21 protein-coding genes are annotated in these 23,486 nt (G+C 43.0%); 7 read left to right on the top strand and 14 right to left on the bottom strand.

Annotation, left to right across the window (positions count from 1 at the left end):
- Positions 1–9 precede the first annotated feature (9 nt).
- The 12 genes from ACZ449_RS13870 to ACZ449_RS13925 all read right to left on the bottom strand — a co-directional run bounded on the left by ACZ449_RS13870 (position 10) and on the right by ACZ449_RS13925 (position 12,431).
- Positions 10–648, bottom strand: coding sequence for an urease accessory protein UreF (locus ACZ449_RS13870; RefSeq protein ID WP_464261562.1), 639 nt, complete (start codon positions 646–648; stop codon positions 10–12).
- Positions 649–680: 32 nt separating this feature from the next.
- The gene (locus ACZ449_RS13875) at positions 681–1,112 is read right to left on the bottom strand and encodes an urease accessory protein UreE (protein ID WP_464261563.1); all 432 of its coding nucleotides are present in this window, start codon (positions 1,110–1,112) and stop codon (positions 681–683) included.
- A gap of 31 nt (positions 1,113–1,143) precedes the next feature.
- Complete coding sequence (gene ureC, locus ACZ449_RS13880) at positions 1,144–2,850, bottom strand: urease subunit alpha (RefSeq protein ID WP_464261564.1); 1,707 nt, start codon at positions 2,848–2,850, stop codon at positions 1,144–1,146.
- Between the two features lie 30 nt (positions 2,851–2,880).
- On the bottom strand, positions 2,881–3,234 hold the full coding sequence (gene ureB, locus ACZ449_RS13885; RefSeq protein ID WP_464261565.1) for an urease subunit beta: 354 nt from the start codon (positions 3,232–3,234) through the stop codon (positions 2,881–2,883).
- A 2-nt stretch (positions 3,235–3,236) separates the two neighbouring features.
- Positions 3,237–3,554 (bottom strand): urease subunit gamma, encoded by a 318-nt coding sequence (locus tag ACZ449_RS13890; RefSeq protein ID WP_464261566.1) that lies wholly within the window; start codon positions 3,552–3,554, stop codon positions 3,237–3,239.
- 26 nt (positions 3,555–3,580) lie between these two features.
- Entirely contained in the window at positions 3,581–4,276 is a 696-nt protein-coding gene (gene urtE / locus ACZ449_RS13895) for an urea ABC transporter ATP-binding subunit UrtE (protein WP_464261567.1), read from the bottom strand.
- The gene (gene urtD, locus ACZ449_RS13900; RefSeq protein ID WP_464261568.1) at positions 4,266–5,021 is read right to left on the bottom strand and encodes an urea ABC transporter ATP-binding protein UrtD; all 756 of its coding nucleotides are present in this window, start codon (positions 5,019–5,021) and stop codon (positions 4,266–4,268) included. Before urtD ends, urtE begins: the two co-directional genes overlap by 11 nt.
- A gap of 21 nt (positions 5,022–5,042) precedes the next feature.
- Positions 5,043–6,116, bottom strand: a complete 1,074-nt coding sequence (gene urtC, locus ACZ449_RS13905) for an urea ABC transporter permease subunit UrtC (RefSeq protein WP_464261569.1) — start codon at positions 6,114–6,116, stop codon at positions 5,043–5,045.
- Between the two features lie 28 nt (positions 6,117–6,144).
- Entirely contained in the window at positions 6,145–7,050 is a 906-nt protein-coding gene (gene urtB / locus ACZ449_RS13910) for an urea ABC transporter permease subunit UrtB (protein WP_464261570.1), read from the bottom strand.
- 83 nt (positions 7,051–7,133) lie between these two features.
- Complete coding sequence (urtA, locus tag ACZ449_RS13915; protein ID WP_464261571.1) at positions 7,134–8,381, bottom strand: urea ABC transporter substrate-binding protein; 1,248 nt, start codon at positions 8,379–8,381, stop codon at positions 7,134–7,136.
- Between the two features lie 305 nt (positions 8,382–8,686).
- Positions 8,687–9,769, bottom strand: coding sequence for a response regulator transcription factor (locus ACZ449_RS13920; protein WP_464261572.1), 1,083 nt, complete (start codon positions 9,767–9,769; stop codon positions 8,687–8,689).
- A 16-nt stretch (positions 9,770–9,785) separates the two neighbouring features.
- The gene (locus ACZ449_RS13925) at positions 9,786–12,431 is read right to left on the bottom strand and encodes an ATP-binding protein (protein WP_464261573.1); all 2,646 of its coding nucleotides are present in this window, start codon (positions 12,429–12,431) and stop codon (positions 9,786–9,788) included.
- A gap of 220 nt (positions 12,432–12,651) precedes the next feature.
- Here ACZ449_RS13925 and ACZ449_RS13930 point away from each other — a divergent pair, with 220 nt between their 5' ends.
- Complete coding sequence (locus tag ACZ449_RS13930; RefSeq protein ID WP_464261574.1) at positions 12,652–13,746, top strand: response regulator; 1,095 nt, start codon at positions 12,652–12,654, stop codon at positions 13,744–13,746.
- A 91-nt stretch (positions 13,747–13,837) separates the two neighbouring features.
- On the opposite strand, the gene ACZ449_RS13935 is transcribed toward ACZ449_RS13930, so the two are convergent.
- Complete coding sequence (locus tag ACZ449_RS13935) at positions 13,838–14,800, bottom strand: AEC family transporter (RefSeq protein ID WP_464261575.1); 963 nt, start codon at positions 14,798–14,800, stop codon at positions 13,838–13,840.
- A gap of 149 nt (positions 14,801–14,949) precedes the next feature.
- Between ACZ449_RS13935 and ACZ449_RS13940 the strand changes: the two genes are divergently transcribed.
- The 6 genes from ACZ449_RS13940 to bioA all read left to right on the top strand — a co-directional run bounded on the left by ACZ449_RS13940 (position 14,950) and on the right by bioA (position 21,344).
- Complete coding sequence (locus ACZ449_RS13940; protein WP_464261576.1) at positions 14,950–15,636, top strand: response regulator; 687 nt, start codon at positions 14,950–14,952, stop codon at positions 15,634–15,636.
- A 132-nt stretch (positions 15,637–15,768) separates the two neighbouring features.
- Positions 15,769–17,610, top strand: coding sequence for an APC family permease (locus tag ACZ449_RS13945; RefSeq protein WP_464261577.1), 1,842 nt, complete (start codon positions 15,769–15,771; stop codon positions 17,608–17,610).
- A 177-nt stretch (positions 17,611–17,787) separates the two neighbouring features.
- The gene (locus tag ACZ449_RS13950) at positions 17,788–18,354 is read left to right on the top strand and encodes a biotin transporter BioY (protein WP_464261578.1); all 567 of its coding nucleotides are present in this window, start codon (positions 17,788–17,790) and stop codon (positions 18,352–18,354) included.
- 1 nt (position 18,355) lies between these two features.
- Positions 18,356–19,324, top strand: a complete 969-nt coding sequence (gene bioB / locus ACZ449_RS13955) for a biotin synthase BioB (RefSeq protein ID WP_464261579.1) — start codon at positions 18,356–18,358, stop codon at positions 19,322–19,324.
- Complete coding sequence (bioD, locus tag ACZ449_RS13960; protein WP_464261580.1) at positions 19,317–20,003, top strand: dethiobiotin synthase; 687 nt, start codon at positions 19,317–19,319, stop codon at positions 20,001–20,003. The genes bioB and bioD overlap by 8 nt, the downstream gene beginning before the upstream one ends.
- A gap of 3 nt (positions 20,004–20,006) precedes the next feature.
- Positions 20,007–21,344 carry an adenosylmethionine--8-amino-7-oxononanoate transaminase gene (gene bioA, locus ACZ449_RS13965; protein WP_464261581.1) on the top strand — a complete coding sequence of 446 codons (1,338 nt, stop codon included), beginning with the start codon at positions 20,007–20,009 and terminating at the stop codon, positions 21,342–21,344.
- A 134-nt stretch (positions 21,345–21,478) separates the two neighbouring features.
- Here bioA and ACZ449_RS13970 read toward each other — a convergent pair whose 3' ends face one another.
- Positions 21,479–23,269, bottom strand: a complete 1,791-nt coding sequence (locus tag ACZ449_RS13970; protein ID WP_464261582.1) for a C69 family dipeptidase — start codon at positions 23,267–23,269, stop codon at positions 21,479–21,481.
- Positions 23,270–23,486 lie beyond the last annotated feature (217 nt).

The raw sequence follows: 23,486 nt of genomic DNA on the forward strand, positions 1-23,486 counted from the left end.
CCTGGCCTCCTATGACATAAAGATTCGTGAATATAAGCATTCATGAGCCATCCCAGCCCAGTCAAAAGCAGGGGCACTCCCGCCCCAATCCTGTTCTGTTGCCGCTAAAACCCAGTCAATACACTGCTCTAAGAGTGGCTGAAGCTGAGCAATGACTTGCTGGCCGCTAGTCTGCCCCAGTGGAATGGCCCGTACGCCATTGGCAACTAAAGAAACAACAGCAGCATGAGCATAGGCCGCCAATAGCGGAGCGAGTTCCATACCCATTGCACCATAGTGGCCAAATACTATCGCATGATGGCACCAAGGCAGCTTACTATCAAGCTGATACGCTGGATCAATTTCACCTAACATTTGTCGTAGACGCTTACCCATTTTTACACTGCCATCCCGGCTTTCATAAGGTAGTTTCATCGCATGAAGCCGTTTATCCAAAGAAGCCAGCTTGTTCATACCCGACATCCCGGCTGCCTGCCAGGCAAGCTTAACAGCCAGTAAGTCTGTGGCTCGCCAAGTATAGTAAAGGTAAGTCTGCATATAGTTAGTCAACTGTTGTCCGTTTTTAATATCACCACGCTGAATAAAGGTTTCCATCCCAAAAGACTGCGTAAAACTTCCTGAAGGAAAAGCGGAATCAGCGAGCTGCATGAGCCTCAGTCCTGCTTGTAATGAAGGCTTGTTCATGGGGCAAAAGGCCGATTTTCTACTTGTGTTGCTAAACCCAGCTTTTGCAACTGATCCTCTAAAACGGAATTATAGGGTGTAATCACTGTTTGGTTAATAATTTCGATTGGTGCATGCAGGTTACCGATTGCGTGCGCTGCCAACCCCATAGCACGCATAGTGCTGACAGACACAACTAAAACAGCTTCTTCTTTGACTTCCACAATAACGATATGATTACCCTCGCGGTGCAAAATATCGCCGGGGTGTAAATGTCCGGTCTCCAGCTGGATGCCAATATCCTGGCCCACGTCAGTAGTTTTGCGCAAGATTCTTTTATGAAGCTCATCCCAGGATAGTACTACCCTTTCAATGGTCAAGTCCGTACTGCCACCGTAATGACCAAGATTCAAATCAGCTAGTTTACCTACAACTTGACGAATCATCATTTCGACTAACTCCCTCTTACATTCGCTTCTATTAAAATAGAAAATACCGCTGCGCCATAGGCAGTACAGCCAGTGGTTCACAGACAAGTGCCTCGCCATCAGCTGTAACCTGATACGTTTCGGGATCTACTGAAATAGCAGGTGTTGCAAAGTTATGCTTCATATCTTGCTTGCTAATATTGCGGCAATTAATAACAGGCACTAGCGTTTTCTCCAGCTTGAGCTGCTCTGTTAGCCTAGCAGTATCGGCAGCTTGCGAAACAAAAGTAACTGCACAACTGGCAATAGCCTTACCAAAAGCAGCAAACATCGGCCGCTGGATTACAGGCTGTGGTGTCGGAATAGAGGCGTTAGCATCACCCATAGCAGCATTCATGATCAAGCCCCCTTTAATAACCAGGGCCGGCTTAACACCAAAAAACTTGGGCTGCCACAATACCAGGTCAGCTAGTTTCCCTTGCTCCACCGACCCAACCATATGACTAATACCGTGAGTTATCGCCGGATTAATAGTGTATTTGCTGATATACCGTTTAATACGGTTATTATCACTATTTGAATTGTCTCCTGCTAATGCTCCCCGCTGCAACTTCATCTTATGGGCTGTCTGCCAGGTTCTGATAATGACCTCCCCGACCCGCCCCATGGCCTGGGAGTCTGATGACATCATGGAGATAACACCCAAATCGTGAAGGATATCCTCGGCAGCTATCGTTTCAGGGCGAATACGTGAGTCAGCAAAAGCAACATCTTCCGGAACGTTTTTATCAAGATGATGACAAACCATCAGCATATCTAAGTGTTCTTCTAAGGTATTTACTGTAAACGGTCTGGTAGGATTCGTTGACGATGGCAGGACATTCGGCAGTGAAGCTACCGTAATAATGTCTGGTGCATGTCCGCCGCCGGCTCCTTCGGTGTGAAAGGTATGGATTGTACGACCGCCAATAGCTGCAATCGTATCTTCTACAAATCCGGCTTCATTTAGCGTGTCGGTATGAATGGCAACCTGGACATCATATTCGTCAGCCACTTTTAGACAACAGTCAATGGCTGCCGGAGTAGAACCCCAGTCTTCGTGTAATTTGAGACCAATTGCTCCCGCTTTAACTTGGGCGACTAACGGCTCAGGACACGAATTGTTTCCCTTACCAAAAAAGCCAAGATTTATCGGAAACGCTTCTGCAGCCTGAAGCATACGATACATATTCCACTCGCCTGGTGTGCACGTGGTGGCATTGGTACCTGCTGCCGGGCCAGTGCCACCGCCCAGCATGGTAGTGACTCCTGAAGCAATGGCTGTTTCGATTTGCTGGGGGCAAATGAAGTGGATGTGTGAATCTATGCCGCCAGCTGTAACGATGTGGTTCTCGCCGGCAATAACCTCTGTGCCAGCCCCGATAGAAAGATTGACACCAGCCATTGTTTTCGGATTGCCTGCCTGACCTACTCCGTAAATTCGACCGTCTTTAATTCCAATATCGGCCTTAATAATACCCCAATGATCAATGATTACCGCGTTGGTAATCACAAGGTCCATGGCTTCTGCGAGCGCCTCTGGGTCTTGTCCCATACCATCACGTATGACCTTCCCGCCGCCAAATTTGGCTTCATCACCGGGTTTTGTCAGGTCGTTCTCAATTTCAGCCCATAGCTCAGTATCGGCTAATCGTATTTTATCGCCGGTAGTCGGCCCATACATATCGGCATGCTGCCGCCGTGTCATTATTAAACTCACTATCGTCCCCCCTTGGCCTCTTCTTAAAAGCTATTTCACAAATCCTTTTTCTCTAGCCCGGTCAATGCATTGCTGCCGGTTGGTCGAACCTGCAGTTAAGTTATTAGCACCAAACCAAGGGCCGCTGCCGGAAAACGCTACAAGTTCTACAGCGCGGCTCTCGCCAGGTTCGAAGCGGACAGCAGTCCCTGAGGGAATATTAAGCCGCATCCCCCAGGACTTAGTTCGATCAAATACTAAGTAGCGGTTGACCTCAAAAAAGTGAAAGTGAGACCCTACCTGAATTGGCCGGTCACCAGTATTGGCAACAGTTATTCTATCTATTACAAGATTACAGTTAGCACGAATGATCTCATTTGCCAACTTTAGTTCGCCTGGTATCATAGTTAAGGCCTCCCTGCTAACCGAATGGGATGATGCACGGTAACCAGCTTTGTGCCATCAGGAAAAGTTCCTTCTAGCTGAATTTCATCGATCATTTCCGGCACGCCTTCCATAACCTGATCACGTCCTAAAATTTTAGTCCCCATGTCCATAAGTTGAGCCACACTATAACCATCGCGAATGCGTTCCAGCAATTCTGCTGTTATCAAGGCTACAGCCTCAGGATAGTTGAGCTGCAGCCCCCGGTTCAGGCGTTCACGTGCTACCTGCCCGGCAACATAAATTAAAAGTTTATCTTTTTCCATTGGACTCAGATGCATTCTCTAACCCCCTATCAACACTTCACCTAAACAGCCATTCTTTTTTGAATTTCTTCTTGATTACTGTCTTTGGTCAAACCTTCTGCCACAATCTGCCCTTTTTCCATGACATAATAGTAGTCAGCGACATCCATGATAAATTCGAGATACTGCTCAACTATAAGAATAGTTATATTTCCTTCCTGCCGTAGCTGCTTAATAACTCTGCCAATATCCTTAATTACTGACGGTTGAATCCCTTCAGTCGGCTCATCTAAAATAAGCAGTTTAGGATTGGTTGCAAGGGCCCTGGCAATAGCTAATTGCTGCTGTTGACCGCCGCTTAAGTCACCGCCTTTTCTATTGAGCATGGTTTTTAAAATAGGAAACAAGGTGAATATTTTATCACTAACTTGACCTTTACTGCCAGCCATTTCAAGGCCTAGCAGCAAATTCTCATAAACGGTTAATTGCGGGAAAATATCTCGTCCCTGCGGTACATAGCCAATACCCTGCCTGGCTCGCTGGTATGTAGCGTCATTGATAAGCTCCTGGCCGTTAAAAACAATACTACCTGTGGGAGTATTTACAAGACCCATTAAACTCTTGAGAAAAGTTGACTTACCGACCCCATTCCGGCCTAGCAGGCAAACAACTGTCCCTGCCGCTACCTCAATATTTACTTTGTTTAAAATATTACTTTCGCCATAAAATGCATCTAAATTTTTTACGCTAAGCATCATGCTCGCCACCTCGCCCTAGATAGACGTCGATGACTTTGGGATTGTTTTGTACATCATAAACACTGCCTTCATCAAGTACTGCGCCTTCATGCAACACCGTGACTTTAGTTGCAAAGTCTCTGACGAACTGCATATCATGCTCAACAACTACAACGGTGCAATCATTACAAATCTTTTTAAGTAATTCCCCGGTCTTCTCAGTTTCTCTTCTGCCCATGCCGGCAACGGGTTCATCAAGCAGCATTAACTTGGGCTGCTGCGCTAGCAGCATACCAATTTCCAGCCACTGCTTTTCCCCATGCGATAATGCCGCTGCTTCGCTGTGGCGTTTTTCATATAGACCAATGGTGTTTAATATATCATCATTACACTCTTGCTGCGCTTTGCTCATACTACCAAACAGGGAGGAATACAACGAGCGATCTTTTACCACTGTAAGCTCCATGTTTTCATCGACAGTAAGACTCGTAAATACTGACGGAACTTGAAACTTACGGCCAATACCGATATTAACGATCTCATGTTCGGCATATCTTGTTACATCCAGATTTCCTTTAAATAAAACCTGACCATCTGCAGGCTTTACCCGCCCACAAATTGCATCAAGCAATGTTGTTTTACCTGCGCCGTTAGGGCCAATAAAAAATCGTATTTCGCCTTTAGCAATCTCGGTATTTACACTATTTACGGCCTTAAAGCCATCAAAACTAACAGTCAGATTATCAATCTGCAAAATTGGTTCCATTTGTCCTGCCACCTTTCACCATCATGCTGCCTCACTTGGCTTTACACCCTTATTTTTGGGAACACCTACGCGCTGGGCAAACTTCCTGACAAGTCCGACAAGGCCTTCAGGCATAAACAAAACTACACCGACAAAGGCAAAGCCAATAAAATACGACCACACATCAGGGAAGCTTTCACTTACACCGCTCTTGAGAGCGTTAACAAGGATGGCTCCGATAACAGCCCCGACTAAAGTTCCCCTCCCGCCGATGGCTACCCAAATGATCATTTCAATGGAAGGAACGATGCCCATCTCAGCTGGAGAAATGATGCCCACCTGCGGTACAAAGATAGCACCGGCCAAACCCGCAAAAGCGGCGGAAAGGCAATAAACGAAGATCTTATAGGTGGCCGGGTTATACCCGGAAAATCGGACTCTATTTTCGCCATCGCGAATTGCGATAAGTATTTTGCCGATCCGGCGTTCCACCAATACCCGGCAGATAGTGTAGGTCACAACCAGCAGACCTACTGTCACATAATAGAGAACCAGCTTGGTTGTATCATCCGCTAACGAAAAGCCCATGATACTCTTATAGTTTGTTAAGCCGTTTGTACCGCCGGTATAGGCTTGCTGACCGACAAAAAGTACGACAAATATAATGGCTAAGGCTTGTGATAGTATCGAAAAATACACGCCTTGAATACGATTCTTAAAGGTTAAATAGCCAATTACAAAGGCTATCAATGTTGGGATGAGTATGGCTAAGACCATAGCCACCGCCCCATTGGCAAAAGGTGCCCAAAACCACGGCAAAACCTCAAGGCCGCTCCAGGACATAAAGTCCGGTAATTTGCCTTTTGCCGCTTCCAACTTTAAATACATGGCCATAGCATAGGCCCCAATGCCAAAATATACTCCGTGACCGAGACTCATAATCCCTGTATAACCCCAGATCAAATCCAGTCCAATGGCCAAAATCGCATAGGCCACAAACTTTCCCAGCAGATTTGTTCTGAATTCTGATAAAAACAGGGGCGCCAATACCAGCCCGGCAACAATAATCAGAAAAACTAGTTTTTCTTTAGATTTAATCCTATGTAAAAGGTTCAAGGGTAGCCCTCCTTCCTTTGTATGCTGCTTAATCTAACGAGCGGCTGTTAATGGTAAATAGCCCTTTAGGCCGCCATTGCAAAAACATAATAACAAGTGTAAAGACTAACACTTTGCCTACTGAAGTATTGGTGAAAAACTCAAAGGTAGTGTTCGCAGTACCGATTACCAGCCCCCCTGCGACTGTACCAAGCAGTGTTCCCACACCACCAAGCACAACAACCATAAAAGTGTCCACAATATAGTACGTACCAAGGGTAGAACCAATGGAACCGAGCAAGGTTAACGCACAGCCAGCAATACCGGCAACACCTGAGCCTACAGCAAAAGTGTAAGCGTCAACAAGTCTGGTATTAATACCAAGGCTAGCCGCCATTTCTCTGTTTTGCATAACAGCTCTTATCCAGATACCATATTTGCTTTTGTACAACAGCACAAACATCCCTATGATACAGACAATAACTAGGGCGATGATAAATAGCCGTTTATACGGTAACTGCACGCCTTGAGTAAGTAATAAAGCCCCGTCTAACCAAGCCGGGCTTTTTACATCAACGTTTGGCGCTCCAAAAATACTTCTAGCCAATTGCTGGAGAATCAAACTTATCCCCCAGGTGGCTAACATACTATCCAAAGGTCTGCCGTAAAGATGCTTTATCACCAAAGTTTCGAGTACGAAACCCATCGCACCGGCAATAACAAAAGCTACTGGAATTGCGACAACAAAGTATAAACCAAAAAGACTTTTATCAACATAGCTCAAAAAAATATTCTGAATAACATAGGTTACATAAGCACCAATCATAATGAATTCACCATGGGCCATATTAATGACCTTCATTAAGCCGAAGGTAATGGCCAGCCCCAGGGCGGCCAGCATATATATTGAACTGACGCTAATGCCATTAAAAAGCTGTAAGATATACGTATCCATCTGCCCACCACCTTGTTTTATTATGTCAGGCGATGCAGACCAATCACCTGCTGCACCGCCTGACTGCATAAACCGTCTTAGTACTAGTTGCTTATTCCTTTGGCCCAATCATATGTCTTAAGATAGGGGTCAGGTCGTACCGTCTTGCCAGTACTCCAAATTTCTTTTATTAAACCGTCTTCCGTAACTTCGCCAATTCTAACCGGCTTCCAGATATGTTGATTCTCACCTTCGATTTTAACAAGTCCTTCCGGTGCTTGGAACTCAATACCTTTTGCTGCCTCTTTTACTTTCTCGATATCAGTTGTACCTGCTTTAGTAACAGCTTGGGCCCATAAATGAACGGCAATATAAGCTGCTTCAATCGGATCGTCTGTTACCCTGTCGGCACCGTATTTGGCCTTATACTTCTTAACAAACTCTTTGTTTTCTGGCGTATCAGTAGTTTGATAGTAGTTCCAGGACACTAGATGGCCCTTCAGATTGTCGGCACCAATCCCGCGAACTTCTTCTTCTGCTACGCTTACAGAACAGGTTGTAAGATCTTTAGCAGTAATACCCGCATCCTTAAGTTGTTTAAAGAACGCCACATTACTGTCCCCATTTAGGGTATTAAACACAATATCTGGCTTGGAAGCTTTAATCTTATTAATAATTGTGCTGTAATCAGTGTGGCCGAGAGGAGTATATTCTTCGGCAATTAATTCGCCGCCCATGGCTTTCAGCTGTTCTTTGATAATTTTGTTGGCGGTACGGGGGAATACATAGTCAGAACCTAATAAGAACATCTTTTTGCCTTTGTTTTGCAGCAGCCATTCCACAGCCGGAACTATTTGCTGATTAGGAGCAGCCCCTGTGTAAAAGATATTAGGCGACGCCTCCATCCCTTCGTATTGGACCGGATACCAGAGCAGCCCTTTGTTTTCTTCGAATACTGGCAGAACAGCCTTGCGACTTGCCGATGTCCAGCAACCAAAAACTGTAGCGACCTTATCCTTTTGTAACAACTTTTTAGCTTTTTCTGCGAAGGTAGTCCAGTTAGATGCACCGTCTTCAATTACCGGTTCAATCTTTTTGCCTAATAGACCTCCGGAAGCATTAATTTCTTCGATAGCCATTAGTTCCGCATCCTTAACAGATACTTCGCTGATTGCCATTGTGCCGCTAAGCGAATGCAATATACCTACTTTAATTGTGTCACCTGATGCGGACGCCGCTTGTTTGGCTGGCTGGTTTGATGAACAGCCTGTAAGCATTACACTTGCCACTAAAGTCACCGATATAGCTGCAGCAAGGCGCTTCTTAAATTTTTGCATAACACCCTTGGTCATGAGAATTCCACCTTTCAAGCATTTTTTAGTTACTCCAACACCGAATTGGCCATTTCAGGTGCTAATAGATGCCATAGCGCTAGGTCCAAACAAAAAGGCGCTGTAAGAAAGGAATATCCGTTAACCGGATACTGTCTTCTCACAGCGCCTGTGCTGGTGGATTACTTTTTTTATTGATATCTCTATTTTATAGTGTTTAACAGTCATTGAAAACAGCAAAATCCCGTTATTTTGCATTAAAAAACCGCTAAGAAAACTTTTTGTCTGTCAAAAAGTAACCATTCTGAGACACAAAAAAAGACTTGTCACAAACCAAGTCTTCTCTTATACTCCAACGGCGTCTGACGTGTGTATTTTTTAAAAAGGCGACAAAAATAATCCGGACTGCTATAACCAAGCCGCTCGCTTATTTCATAATTTTTATACCTGCCCATACTTAGAAGCTGTTTAGCATGCTCCATTTTGGCTTTTGTAACATAATCATTTAAATTTAAACCTGTTTTTTGCTTAAATATTTTGCTTAAATAATCTTTATGCAGCAATACTTCATTGGCAATCACCTCAAGGGTGTTGCTTTCTTCAATATGTTCCATAACATATTGGCAGGTTCTGCTGATAACACTGTCCGTGTGATGTAGTTCATATTTTCTAATAACTTTTATCCTTGAAGCAACGCAGCTAAGAAAACTATCTTTAACAACTGCCAGCGAGTTACTACGTTCTATCTTGTCATGATATACCGTACTTTCAAAGTTAGGCAGCCACGGAAAATGTTTGGTTATTACCTGATTAAAATTAGCCAGTATAATTGCCAGCAATTGCTCTAATTTCAAGGTATCCTGCCCCAACATTTCGGCTAATTCGTTAACAGTCTCTTCAGCTACTGCCATTGCTGCAGCATTACCTGTTAATATATATTTCATTATTTCTTTTTCTTTATTTACAGGATAATGTACGGCCAGGCTTTCTTCTATCAACCTATGCTCTTCCTGTATTTTTAGCCGGCTACTCTCTTTTCTTGCTAAATGCAGTCTGACTCGATCCAATACTTCGCAAAGTACTGCATCTTCAACAGGTTTTGTTATATAGTCAAACACCCCAAGCCTTATGGCTTGTTTAGCATACTTAAAGTCGCTGTGAGTACTAAGAAAAATCAGGCAAATATCCACATTGGCCCACTTTAGTTCGTTCGAAAATTCGATGCCATCCATTCCCGGCATCTTAATGTCAGTAATAACTAGATCAAAGTTGTCATTAGTAAGCATTTGTAACGCTTCTTTCCCATCACTGGCCTCACCGGCAATCATGAACCCGTATGCTTTCCAGTTGAAGCGCTTTAGAATATAACGGGCAGTCTTATCATCATCAATCAGCAGCACCTTATACATATTTTTCTCCTCCAGTTCATGACTTGTTTTCTTCTTTGGCTAGTATTGCTTTAATTTGCTTTGATGCTTCGTCAAAAGCATAAGCTTTTATCGTACTATGAATTTGCCAATATGCATCACTGCAAATACCTTTTTGAAGAATATCCTGCGACTGTTCAAGTAAAATAGCTGCCTCGGCATCACCAGCTTCAAGTAATTCCACGATCTTTTCCAGCACATCGCGACTATCAGTTATTTGACCAACAAGCGGTGCGTTCACTGCTTCAACAGCAATACCAGCCTCATATTCCATCGCACACAGGCAGGTTTCATCTAAAACAATTGCTAAATTTGCTGTACCCGCCAGGACCGCGCGACCGTCCTTTTGCTCTATTGTCTGCTCTAATTGGCGGCAAACCTGAGCTAACCTGTTGGCGCCGATGTTAGCTGCCGTGCCTTTAAGCGTATGCAGCAACATTTTTGCGCAATCAAATTCACCCTTAGATAACCGTTCTGCTATGTTTCTTGCATCCTCACCGTGGATTATAAAACGCCGTAGCAGCTCTTTATATACTGACGTCTTGCCTCCTAAACGTGTAACGGCACTTTTAACGTCCAAACACGTATCGTTGTTAGTCCCATCGGCAGCTATTTCTTCTACTGACCCTAACTCTGGCGGCAAACACAGATACTTTTTAAGAACGCCGACTAATTTTGCTGCCTCCAATGGCTTGGTCAGATAGCCGCTAAACCCAGCTTGTTTGGCTTTTTCCTCTACCCCTTGGACAGCATCAGCCGACAAAGCCACCAGCGGCGGACATTCCCCTCTTTTTGCGGCTATTATCTGTCTCGCAGTTTCATAGCCATCCATTTCCGGCATCCGTATATCTAACAAAATGGCATCATACTGAATTTTACTTATCTGTTCTAACGCCATTCGCCCGCTTGGGGCGGTATCAACTGTCAAACCAAAAGTTTCCAGGATTTCCTTAGTCATCTGCAGGTTAATCAAATTATCTTCGACTAACAAAATATGCTTGTTTATCATGAATTTCTTATTTATTTCAGCATCTGTTTGGTGATAGGTAATTTTATCAACAGTTTCAAGCGGTACAGTAAAACCAAAGCAAGATCCTTGGTCGACAACACTTTGAATACTAATGCTCCCTGCCATAAGCTCTATTATTTTCCGGGAAATAGCCAACCCTAACCCGGTACCGCCATATTTTCTTGACGTTGAGGCATCACCTTGTGTAAACGCATTAAATAGTCGCTGCTGCTGCTCTTGACTAATTCCAATTCCTGTATCTGTTACTTTGACACCAAGGTTAATTTGACTGCCCTTATTTTCAATAACTTCTACCAAAACAGCAATACTGCCATGATGAGTAAATTTGACACTATTAGAAAGTAGATTCAAAATAACTTGCTTAAGCTTGACTATGTCACCTTTAACATACATTGGTACATCAGGCTGAATATCACGATTAAAAAGCAGGCCCTTTTGCCTCGCCTCCACCTCTACCATACTGCACAGCTCGTGAATGGTATCATATAAATCAAATTCTACTGCTTCTACTGTCATTCGCTGCGCCTCAATCTTCGAAAAATCAAGAATTTCAGTGATAATAGTCAAAAGTCCCTTGGCCGCCTTACTCATCCTGTCGATATATTCCTGCTGCTTCGTCGTAAGCATTGTGCTGCCAAGCAAGTAATTATAGCCAATAACAGTATTCATTGGCGTACGTATTTCATGACTCATATGAGCAAGGAATTCGCTTTTAGCCCTGTTGGCCTGCTCGGCTTCTTCTTTGGCAGACTTCATAGAAGTAAACAATTTATTAAAGGTGTCCGCAAGGAGCCTTAATTCCTGTGAGCCTTCCGGCACAAGCCTAAAATGTTCGTTATCAAGAGAAAAGGCTTTTAGTACTTCATTATAGTTTTGAATTGGACGATTGACTTGGGTAAAAAAAAGTCTCATCAGCGTAGCGACAGCCCCAATAATAATTACTGCAAGTATAGCCTGTACTAGTGCAGCCTTATTTGTTCTGTCACGGGCAGCTGATAAGTCTGCTTCTAAGCGGGCATTCATGATATTTTGAAATTGCGCGATCGGACTCATTATACTGCGCTTGTCTAAGTCATATTTACCGTCAAACATGATACTCCGCGCTCTGGCTAGTTTTTCTTCCGGACTTAACCTTTTTGTCTGCTCATTTAGCTGAAAGACGGCAACCTCCGGAGGTATCTCACTTTCAAGTATCCCTTGCGCTTCAAGTACCAACCGCATGGACTCCTTCTCTGTTTCTACGAGGGCATCCGAATTTTTTTTAGCTTCTGCAAGTAATTCCATTTCGGCACTAGGAGCATTCAGTTCTCCTAACCGTGCTATAACATAATCCCTGGTTTTTGTCAGATTAATTTCTTCCCAGTATTTATACATATGGATAGCGTCTGTTGTGACAGCGTACTTTCGTGCTTCATCTGTCAAATAGTCAGAAGCAGTTGCTAGATTAATACCTAACTGCTTAAATTCAGTTCGCCTTTTCTCTGCTGTTTGCTCGTCTTGAATACTAATGTTCATATACATAACACTCCCCCCAAGCAGCAGCGCAATGATAAGAAAAAGCACAAGCATTAAGGCACTAATTGTTGACTGTTTTACAATAAATTTGGCTGGCATGAATACACCTCCTGACACGGAAAATAGCAAAAAGACATAGCCAGCAAGTTTGATTGCTCAAACGGCCACTATGCCATAAGAAACTTTTTTCTTTTATTGTAATGCAAATAAATACAATTGACAAATACTTTTTTGTTTTTATATAACCAAGAACTACTTGTATTCAAGTTACTGCTACTTTAAAATTAGATATCGACATTCGACTTTACGGAGATGATTTATGGTGAATTTTAATAAGCCTGTTGAAAAACCAACAATACTAATTGTTGATGATACACCTGAGCATATAGAAACTGCGGTGGTCGTACTTCGCAATAATAATTTTCACGTTCGCGTTGCTACCAAAGGTAATACAGCTTTAAAATTACTGGAACAACATATGGCCGACCTGATTCTCCTTGATATTTATATGCCGGAAATAAATGGTTTTGAGATTTGTCAGATGATCAAAAGCAATCCTGCCTTCCGTTCGATTCCGATAATCTTTTTGACCTCGCTTAATGATGAAGCAAGTATCAGCAAAGGATTTCAGCTGGGTGCACAGGACTATGTGACCAAGCCCTTCAATACTTCTGAATTGCTTGCCAGAGTCAACACCCATATCAAACTAAAAAAGCAGGCCGAATCCCTGCAGCATGCTAATAGCGAACTAGATAGTTTCTGCTACTCGGTTGCCCATGATCTAAAATCGCCTTTACTATCTTTAAATAAACTTACCGAATATCTTGCTGCTGATTACGCAGATAAAATTGATGCCGATGGACAGGAACTAATCAGCAACATCCAGGAAAAATCCCAGGAAGTCATCCAAATCATCGATCACCTGCTTGATTTATCACGTATGTGTGAAAGGAAGATGAATCTAACTACTATTGACTTAAGTCAGTTATTCTCCAAGACCTATACTGAACTAGTTGCACTGGAACCGGTGCGAGATATTGAATTTACACTGGCGCCTCTCCCTACCATTCAAGGAGACGCTCTAATGCTCAAACTGCTTGTACAAAATATTCTTTCCAACGCCTTAAAATATACGCGCCATAAAGCAACAGCGTCTATCAAGGTTACCGCTACACAAACTGATACTGAATTTGTTATTGCAATTCAAGATAACGGCGCAGGTTTTGACATGAAATATTCATCCAGATTGTTTAACATATTCCAGAGACTTCACTCTAATAATGAATTTGAAGGTTCTGGCGTTGGATTAGCAATATGCCAAAAAATACTTAAACGACACCATGGCACGGCATGGATAACAGGAAAAGTCAATGAAGGAGCCAGCTTTTATTTTAGCTTGAGAAAAAAACCTTAAAATAACAGTGACCAAGGTGGTCACTTCACTTGCCCGGCTTACATTGAGCTATTAGAAGGTGCTGCTTACTTTCCCCTCGAAACCGGAAGTTTTAAGCAGGAAATAAAAATTGCGCTGCAAAAATGGCTAATGTCAGTGTAATGGCACTAAAAAGTGTTGAAAGCATGACAGCCTGAGAGGCAAAATCTGAGCAGCTATCACATTCAACCGCTATCAGTGCTGTATTAACAGCAGTAGGAACTGCGTAAGCAATAAATACAGTTTGGGCTACAACGCCGTTTAAACCCAACAAGTGGATATATACGAGTGCCAATAAGGGGCTAATGATGAGCTTAATGAAAACAGAAATATGAATGTCTACATTTTTAAAATCGAAGTTAGTTTTCGAAAGTTGAACTCCTAATGTTATCAAAGCCATTGGAACGAGTCCGTTTTTCAGATATTCTAAGGTTGGCCAAACTGGCGTTGTCGTAATATCAATCTGCATACTTTTGAAAATAAGCGCTAGTGGTATAACGTATATTGCAGGCATCCTTAAAATTGTCTTAATGGAATCTTTCATGCTACTGTTAGCCCTTCCGGCATTATAAAATCCCAAAGTATTAACAGATATATTTTGTAGTACAAGAATCATAATCTGGGCAGTGATCGCCTCATTGAGATACGGCGTTTTTCCATCAATTACAAAAGGAGCACTGCCAAAAATAAGGGTTATCAGGGAAACTCCAATGTTACCGGAATTATTAAACATGATGGAATTCTTAAAAGCATTGGTAATACCTACATCGTATTTACGAATTTTAGCAACAATTCGGGCAATCATGTCATTGGTTATAAGCAGCAGAACTCCACAAAGAAGGACACTAAGCATATTCAGTTTTAGCTCTGTTGTATATAAATTTACAAAAATGAATGGTGGTACAAATAAATAAAACATTAATTTGCTTAAGCTAAATATATGTAAATCAAACTTTTTACTGAGTAAAAAACCTAAACTAATCAATAAAAATATCGGTATAATATTATGACTTAATATGTGAAAAAAAATAGACATGGCGGACAACTCCTATTCTAAAAACTGTACACGTATTGTATTTTCCCATTGTTTACATATTTAGTCAAGATTTAAATTTACCAACTCTTTCTTGTGATATAGGAGTATACTTAGAGATGATTAATTGAGAAAGGAATACTACGAAATTTATGAAAAAAGGAATGCGTGTCCTGATTATCGATGATGAACCGCAAATCAGAAAACTATTAAAGGTTGCTCTTGGCGCACATGGGTACGATATTGATGAAGCAGCAACGGGGGTTGATGGTATCAGTCGGGCAGCTACTTTTAAACCAGACATACTTATCATTGATTTAGGACTGCCTGATATAGATGGCAAAGATGTGGTTAAATCGGTACGTGAATGGTCACAGACACCCATTATTGTTTTAACAGCACGCGATCAAGAACAAGAGAAGATCGAAGCTCTTGATGTTGGTGCTGATGATTATGTAACTAAACCATTTAGTGTGGGTGAGCTCATGGCCAGAATGCGGGTATCTCTGAGGCGAGCGGCCTCCTCAGAGCATGAACCTGTTATAACCTGCGGCGATCTTGTTGTTGATCTTATCCAACGGCGTGTAACGGTAGCCGAAAGAGAAGTAAAGCTGACCCCAACCGAATATGAGCTAATCAAAATTTTGGCCCAGCACCGGGGACGGGTACTAACCCACAAGCAATTATTAAAAGCTGTTTGGGGTACAGCCTACAATGAAGATACTCACTATATCCGGGTATATATTGGACAACTTCGCCGGAAAATCGAAGACAACCCGACGCAACCGCGTCATATCATTACCGAATCAGGCGTTGGTTATCGGTTAATGGATCATTAACCAGCTTGTTTACCATTTCTTTATACTTTCTTTACATCATTGAGCTATTTCTTGACGACATCTTTGCTATTAATGGCGGTACAATATAGCTGTCTATAAAGGAAATATCATCAATGATTGAGAGGCGTATATATGTACCACCAGCTAAGAAAGTTATTTATCGGTCGTCCATTGCATAACCGTGAGCTCGCCGCTGAGCATTTGCCCAAGTGGAAAGCGCTATCCATCTTTTCCTCAGATGCGCTCTCGTCGGTTGGGTACGGACCTGAACAAATTGCTGTCACTTTGGCTATACCGGGTTTACTGCTTTATGGCTACATTGGCTACGTTGCCGCCGCTATTTTAGTGCTACTGGCTATTGTTACTATTTCTTACGTCCAGGTATCCCAGGCTAATCCTGGAGGTGGCGGCTCGTACGCTATAGCCATGAATAATATTGGAGAATTTCCCGCACTGGTCGCTGCTGCCTCTTTATTTGCCGATTATACTTTGACCGTAGCGGTTAGTGTTTCCTCCGGAACAGAAGCTTTACTATCTGCCTTTCCGTCACTAATCAGTTCAGAAGTTACTATCGACTTATGCGTCTTATTTGGTATTTTAATGATTGTTAACCTACGGGGTGTAAGGGAGTCCTCCAATGTTTTTGTATTGCCCACATATCTATTCGTACTCAGCATATTTGTCCTAATTGGCGTGGGGGCTTATCAAGCTTTTACCGGTGCAGCTCCTGCCATTCCTGCCGAATCTTCTGTGCGGCAGCCTTTTGACTGGATGGTGTTAGCGCTATTGCTGCGCGCTTTTGCTAGTGGCTGTAGCTCAATGACAGGTATTGAAGCTATCTCCAACGGCGTTCCCATGTTCCAAAAACCGCAGGCCGCAAATGCCATCAAGACAACATTTTTCATGGCCGGAATGTTAGCTATTATGCTGGCCGGAACTACCTTTTTAATTCTCCATAATCACATCTTGCCCCAAGAAAACGTAACCATGCTTTCTCTGTTAGCAGAAGAAACACTAGGGCGTGGCTGGATGTACTATTTCCTCCAACTGGCAACCATGTTGGTACTATATTTAGCAGCTAATACCTCCTATAACGGGTTGCCTTTGTTGCTATCAATACTGGCAAGAGATGGTTATATGCCGCGCTATTTGGGTGCAAGAGGGGAACGTTTAAGTTTTTCTAATGGAATTATTCTTTTGAGTGTATTTGCCGGAGCATTGATTGCCGGTTTTGGTGGAAGTGTAGAGCATTTGATTTCTCTGTACGCCATTGGAGTATTTCTCTCCTTCACGATTGCCCAAACTGCCCTAGTTGTTCATTGGCGACGAGAAAGAGGGGCAAAATGGAGATTACGGGCCACGATCAATGCCTTTGGCGCTGTCATTACCGGACTTGTTGTATTGATTATTGCTATTACAAAATTTTTCCATGGTGCCTGGATTGTACTACTATTCATTCCTGCTATGATCTATGTATTCAAAGCCATCAAACAGCACTATACTGATATGGCTGAGCAATTGCACTTATCACTTGCTGATTGGGAATCCTTAAAACAAGGGCCAACAGGGAAAAATATAATTGTAGTCCCCGTATCAAGTCCTACTAGTGTTGTAATTCAAACAATGCGATATGCTCATTCCATTAGTACAGATGTTATTGCTTTGCATATTACTACTGATTGGGAAATGGGCCATAAGGTAGAAGAAAAGTGGAAGATATGGGATCCTGGGGTACGCTTGATAACTATATATTCCCCTTATCGTCTTGTTATTGAACCGCTCATCCATTTTGTTGAAAAGTTACAAAGTAATAAGGCTGCTGAGGATTTTATTACGATCTTGATTCCTGAATTTGAAACTAAGAAATGGTGGCATAGATTCCTGCATAATCAAACAGGGTGGATATTACGGACTTTACTCATACTAAAGAAAGATGTAGTGGTAACCACTATTCCTTATCACCTTAAAAAATAAAGAACCATCAGCTATGCTGATGGTTCTTTACCATAATGCTATGTATAATAGTATTGCAACTATATTGTTAACCGTTTTTATTTCACAAGGTTGACAATGTTTATTTGCGTATTATAATAGTTCTTAGACAAACGGAAGAACAAGCAATACATACCAATAAAAGGAGGTCCAATCGCCTTGTTGCAACCAGCAGTAAGAACCAACACCAGTAATCTTATTCTCTGTGGATTATTTTCGGCCTTAATCGCAGTAGGCGCTTTTATCAAAATCCCCGTACCTGCTGTTCCCTTCACTCTGCAATTCTTATTTACGACTCTAGCCGGCCTGCTCCTCGGCCCCAGACTTGGTTCGCTCTCTGTCGGAGTTTATATAGGGATCGGCCTGCTTGGCATTCCCGTATTTACTAACGGCGGTGGCTTTGGCTACATTCTTCAGCCGACCTTCGGCTATCTCCTCGGTTTTTGCATCGGTACATATGCCACAGGGACTATCGCTGCTACGTCCAGGCAAGCCTCTTTTCGCAGGCTGTTAGCCGCAAGCTTTGTTGGTTTACTACTTGTTTATCTTATTGGCATGATCTACTACTATGTTGTTGCCAATTTCTATATCAATAAGCCCCTTGGGGTTTGGCCCCTCATTTTATACTGCTTTCTTTTGCCGCTCCCTGGTGACATTGCTCTTTGTTTTGCCAGTACACTGCTGGCAAAACGCCTAATCCCCATCTTAAACAAAGGAGTTCGATAAAATGGATCTTATTCAGCGTTTAAAGTTTGATGTTATCAACGATTACCAAGTGACCCAGGAAGATGCTCTTTCGCTATACAGCGCTCCGCTGAAAGAATTATGCGCAGCTGCCAATGAGCTGCGCGAACATTTCTGCGGGAACGCCTTTGATATCTGCACGATTAGTAACGGTAAAAGCGGCAGATGCTCAGAAGACTGTAAGTATTGTGCTCAATCAGTCCACTACTGTACAGAAATTCAAGAATATTCACTTCTGGACAGTAAAAGCCTCCTAAAAGCAGCAGTTTACAACGAAAATAGCGGTGTTCTCCGCTATTCCATCGTCACTTCAGGCCGAAATCTGTCTGTCGCTGAGATGGATATGATCTGCGAGAGATACCGTACGCTACGTGACAACTGTACTATCTCGCTTTGTGCCTCTCACGGTCTGCTGTCATTCGAACAGTTACAGCAGCTTAAAGCAGCCGGCGTCGCGCGTTATCACAATAATCTCGAAACCTCGCGACGTTATTTCCCACATATCTGCACCACCCATACCTATGACGATAAAATCACAACAATAAAAAACGCCTTGGCGGCAGGACTAGAAGTTTGCAGTGGCGGCATTATGGGACTTGGCGAAACAATAGAAGACCGGATTGCCATGGCTTTTGACCTCCGGTCTCTGGGAGTAAAATCGATTCCCGTCAATGTGCTAAACCCGATTAAAGGTACACCACTTGAGAATTCACCTAAACTTACGGCTGACGAGGTAGCGCGTATTGTCGCCGTCTACCGTTTCATCCTGCCAGATGCCGCCATTCGTTTGGCTGGCGGCCGCGGTTTATTGACAGACAAAGGCAAAGCTGTGTTCCAATCAGGCGCAAACGCAGCGATATCAGGCGATATGCTGACAACAGCTGGGATCAGTATCAGTAACGATATGGCCCTACTAAAAGATTTAGGCTTCGAGGTTAAATTCCATGAGTAAGGGAATCTTTGTCACCGGAACCGGAACTGATGTCGGCAAAACCTATGTTACCGGGCTGATTGTAAAAAAACTCCGCAGCAGCCATATCAATGCAGGTTACTATAAGCCTGCGCTGAGTGGTGCGGAATTCATAGGCGGGAAATTGATACCCGGTGATTGTAAATTTGTCGCCGACATCGCCGGACTACCCATCCCGCCCCAGGCGTTAACCTCCTATATGTATGAACCAGCAGTATCTCCCCATTTGGCCGCGCAGATAGAACACCGTCCAATCGAGGCCGACGTTATCCGCGCCGACTTTATTAAATTTTCACGGCAACACGATTTTATCACGGTGGAAGGCTGTGGCGGCATTGTTTGTCCCTTACGCCTGGATGATAAAATACTGATGCAAACCGATATCATCAAGCTTTTAAATCTTGATCTACTCATTGTATCCTCAGCAGAACTTGGCTCCATCAATAGCGCCGTCCTAACCGTGCGTTATGCCGAAAGCCTGGGGATCACTGTAAACGGACTCATTCTCAATAACTATGATGACACTAACTTTTTACACAAAGATAACAGGAATAGTATCCAGCGGATAACAAAATTGCCTGTCGTCGCTTGTGTCGCCCGTCATGCAGCACACCTCGATATGAAAACGACTGCTCTTTGCAATCTTTATAAGGAGGTCTAACTGATGAATTTGGTACAAAAAGATTTGCAACATATTTGGCATCCCTGCTCACAAATGAAGGACTACGAAGACTTGCCTCCGATCATAATCGACCATGCCAAAGGCCTATATCTCTATGATGTTCACGGCAAGCGTTATGCTGATGTCGTCAGCTCCTGGTGGTGTAACCTATTGGGCCACTGCAACGAGCGTATTAACAATGCTGTTAAACGCCAGATTGACAAGCTTGAGCATGTTATTTTCGCAAACTTCTCCCATACTCCCGCTATCGATCTCTGTGACCGTCTTTCCCAGATACTTCCGTCCGGACTGACCAAGTTCTTATTTACAGATAATGGCTCTTCAGCGATCGAAGCCGCCATGAAAATGAGTTTTCAGTATCACTATCAGACAGGTAACCCACAAAAAACACGGTTTATAGCTTTGAGCGACGCTTATCATGGAGAAACCGTAGGCGCCTTGTCTATCGGCGGAGTCGATTTATATTCGCGTATATATAAGCCGATGTTGCTTGATATCATTCGCGTGAACGGACCGGACTGTTATCGCTGCCGGTATGGACAGCACCGCGACAGTTGCCAGGCGCCCTGTTTCGCGGCAGCAGAACAGGCCTTCGCAAACTATGCGGATACAGTATGTGCTTTCATCGCCGAACCACTTGTACAGGGAGCGGCAGGCATGAGGATCTATCCTCCAATATACCTTAAGAAACTTCGTCAGGTGTGTGATCAATATAAAGTACACCTGATTGTCGATGAAATTGCCACAGGTTTTGGCAGAACCGGCAAGATGTTCGCCTGCGACCATGCCAATATCTCGCCTGACATTATCTGTCTGTCCAAGGGGCTGACAGGCGGTTATCTGCCTATGGCGCTTGCGGTAACCACACAAACTGTCTATGATGCGTTTTACGCCGACTATAGCGAAGGTAAAGCGTTCATGCACAGCCATACCTACAGCGGCAACCCACTGGCGTGCTCAGCGGCAAATGAAGTGCTTGCGATTATGCAAGAAGAATGCATCTTGGAAAACTCCAATAAAAATGCCAATTATTTTCGACAATTGATTAGCGACAATTTAATTAATCACAAGCATGTTGGCGAGATCCGTTCCATCGGCCTAATTAACGCTATCGAACTAGTAGCAGACAAATCCTCAAAACAACCCTTTGACCCCAAACAACGAATTGGTTATCAAATTTACAAAAAGGCCCTCGCCAAAGGCGTTGTGCTCAGACCGCTTGGTGATGTATTATACTTCAATCCGCCGCTGACAATTAACCGCGAAGAGATGGATTTCGTGGTCCAGGTATGTAAGGAGTGCATCGGTAATGTACTATGATAACAAACAAACTTAGCTAATACGCCATAAAGAAAAGCGAAAATCCGCCGTTTTTTAAACGGCGGATTTCTATATACCGGAGACCCATTGATCGCTGAAGTTGTTACCTCGCATTATCTGTCTTTACAATGTCACTACCTAGCCTCCCAGTCACTGTTTTTAACAGTAGCCTCCTCCATATTAGCCAGCGCTTTGTCTGCGGCTTTTAGAGCACTGTCGCATTTTTCGGCGACAAAATTATTAATAGCGTTTTGAGCTTCCTCATTACTGCCGGAATTTCTGAGGCTGATATACTGTTGCTCGAATGTCGGCATATCTGTTAATAGTTGATTTTCATAAGGATCGAATGCCGCGCGGATCCCTTCGTGGTAGAGCTTATAGTACCCAAAGCTACGCATAGCAATATTATGGAAAGTATATGCTGCCTGTGGTGTACTATATCTTGAATCTACCTTGGTAGTTCCTATATAGAATGGTACATAGGTACTGCTACAAGGCTGCATATAACTATGAAGCATTAAACCCAACTCATTCGGAACGTCAGGTCTGGATATCATCATTCCGGTTGAGCTTGTTGCTCCCCATCCTAAATCATGACCACAAACGCCACGAATATACATTGAAGTTTCAATCGTATCTTTCTTTGGCCACTGAGCCATCCATTCTCTATTATACCAGTCAACAACATCACTGCTATAAAAGGGAACTTGATGCATATCGATCACTTTGCCGCTGGGCAGTTTATAAGTGTCATAATGATCTCGAGTAAACGGAATTAACGTACCTGCATCAATTTGTCCGTTTGCTTTTGTTAATAATTCCATCGCTCTTTGATAACGCATTTCCGTATTGTACAGTTTTTCAACAGCAGGACGTTTAGCAAAATTATCGTTACTTTCAGGATAAAGCTCTAGTGTGCCATATACGCTGCGGAAATTTATTCTTTGCGTGCCTTCTTTAACCCATTTTTGTTCGATCGCAAAGGGAACTAGATCCTTCGAGCACAAATCATAATCATCACCAATTTGATATTGATTGGATCGAGCTGTAATCGTGTTTACATACCTTTTAGCCGCCCAGCGGTGACCTGTAACTTCAACAATCCACAACTCATTGGGATCACCAATTTCAAACATAATGCCATTCCACGCCTGACCATACTTTTCCACCAGCTTAGTGACTACATCTACCCCCTCACGCGCTGTCTTGGCACGTTCCAGAACTAGTCGTACTACATCATTATCGTGTAGACCTTTCTTAAACTCTAACATATCACGACTAGTGGAATCATTATCACTGACACTTACCTGAAATTCATTGATTCCCATGCCGTAACCCCAGCGGCCTGCTGTACGAGAGCCGATGAATTTATAGGTTTCGGTTACTTGCGGAATATCAATGTAAGCTGCCTGATATACTTCATCTGATGTATGCCGGGATTTCTCCTGCAGACCAATTTCTGATAAAGTGGCAGCTGATTGGTCACGATTTTTGGATATTATAGTTCCTTTACCACTTTCGAGAGCAGTACCTTGAGCCATAAAGGTCGTACATTCACCTTGAAATCCTGTAATATTCCGATCTACAGAGTTTAATACCAATACTCTATCATAAGGAAGTTTAGCTCCTTCAGCAACACCACGCATCCAACTCACTTTATCTGGAATTACTTTCTTATATAACTCTTCATTTTGATAGGCTTGCGCCATAACAGCAGCCATATCCACCTTATTAGGATCTGCCATTTTTTCCAGTGCAGCAACATTAGATTGAATTGCTACTGAGTGTATTCGTCCAAATTCAATCCCATCCTGATAACTGCTATTTTGTGCCGCAAAAGTAGTAGCACTAAATAGTAATACTAAACAACAAATACAACTGACAAGTGAAATACGCTGAAACAAGGATGTACGTTTTAAATTCATTGCATGTCCTCCTCATTATTAAATCTTAACACCGATAACAACGAGCGGGATAATAGGCGTTTCCTTCGTGTAACTTAAATCACTCCTTTCTCTACTAGCCTTAAAAGCTAAAACCGCTGTCACCTGCAATTTCAGCTCCTAAAAACAAAAGACCCTCCTGCTAAAAGCTGAAGAGTCTTCATTGACGATTAGATCATATAGTGCATAATAAATTACA

The organism is Desulfosporomusa polytropa, assembly GCF_055380075.1.

Excerpts from the sequence above, each read along its gene's own strand:
- ACZ449_RS13925 (WP_464261573.1), bottom strand. The coding sequence starts at position 12,431 with ATGCCAGCCAAATTTATTGTAAAACAGTCAACAATTAGTGCCTTAATG.
- ACZ449_RS13970 (WP_464261582.1), bottom strand. The coding sequence starts at position 23,269 with ATGAATTTAAAACGTACATCCTTGTTTCAGCGTATTTCACTTGTCAGT.
- bioB (WP_464261579.1), top strand. The coding sequence starts at position 18,356 with ATGGATCTTATTCAGCGTTTAAAGTTTGATGTTATCAACGATTACCAA.
- urtD (WP_464261568.1), bottom strand. The coding sequence starts at position 5,021 with ATGGAACCAATTTTGCAGATTGATAATCTGACTGTTAGTTTTGATGGC.
- ACZ449_RS13945 (WP_464261577.1), top strand. The coding sequence starts at position 15,769 with ATGTACCACCAGCTAAGAAAGTTATTTATCGGTCGTCCATTGCATAAC.
- ACZ449_RS13920 (WP_464261572.1), bottom strand. The coding sequence starts at position 9,769 with ATGTATAAGGTGCTGCTGATTGATGATGATAAGACTGCCCGTTATATT.
- urtA (WP_464261571.1), bottom strand. The coding sequence starts at position 8,381 with ATGACCAAGGGTGTTATGCAAAAATTTAAGAAGCGCCTTGCTGCAGCT.
- ureB (WP_464261565.1), bottom strand. The coding sequence starts at position 3,234 with ATGATACCAGGCGAACTAAAGTTGGCAAATGAGATCATTCGTGCTAAC.
- ACZ449_RS13935 (WP_464261575.1), bottom strand. The coding sequence starts at position 14,800 with ATGTCTATTTTTTTTCACATATTAAGTCATAATATTATACCGATATTT.
- ACZ449_RS13875 (WP_464261563.1), bottom strand. The coding sequence starts at position 1,112 with ATGATGATTCGTCAAGTTGTAGGTAAACTAGCTGATTTGAATCTTGGT.
- urtE (WP_464261567.1), bottom strand. The coding sequence starts at position 4,276 with ATGATGCTTAGCGTAAAAAATTTAGATGCATTTTATGGCGAAAGTAAT.
- ACZ449_RS13930 (WP_464261574.1), top strand. The coding sequence starts at position 12,652 with ATGGTGAATTTTAATAAGCCTGTTGAAAAACCAACAATACTAATTGTT.
- ACZ449_RS13890 (WP_464261566.1), bottom strand. The coding sequence starts at position 3,554 with ATGCATCTGAGTCCAATGGAAAAAGATAAACTTTTAATTTATGTTGCC.
- ACZ449_RS13940 (WP_464261576.1), top strand. The coding sequence starts at position 14,950 with ATGAAAAAAGGAATGCGTGTCCTGATTATCGATGATGAACCGCAAATC.
- bioD (WP_464261580.1), top strand. The coding sequence starts at position 19,317 with ATGAGTAAGGGAATCTTTGTCACCGGAACCGGAACTGATGTCGGCAAA.
- urtB (WP_464261570.1), bottom strand. The coding sequence starts at position 7,050 with ATGGATACGTATATCTTACAGCTTTTTAATGGCATTAGCGTCAGTTCA.
- ACZ449_RS13870 (WP_464261562.1), bottom strand. The coding sequence starts at position 648 with ATGCAGCTCGCTGATTCCGCTTTTCCTTCAGGAAGTTTTACGCAGTCT.
- bioA (WP_464261581.1), top strand. The coding sequence starts at position 20,007 with ATGAATTTGGTACAAAAAGATTTGCAACATATTTGGCATCCCTGCTCA.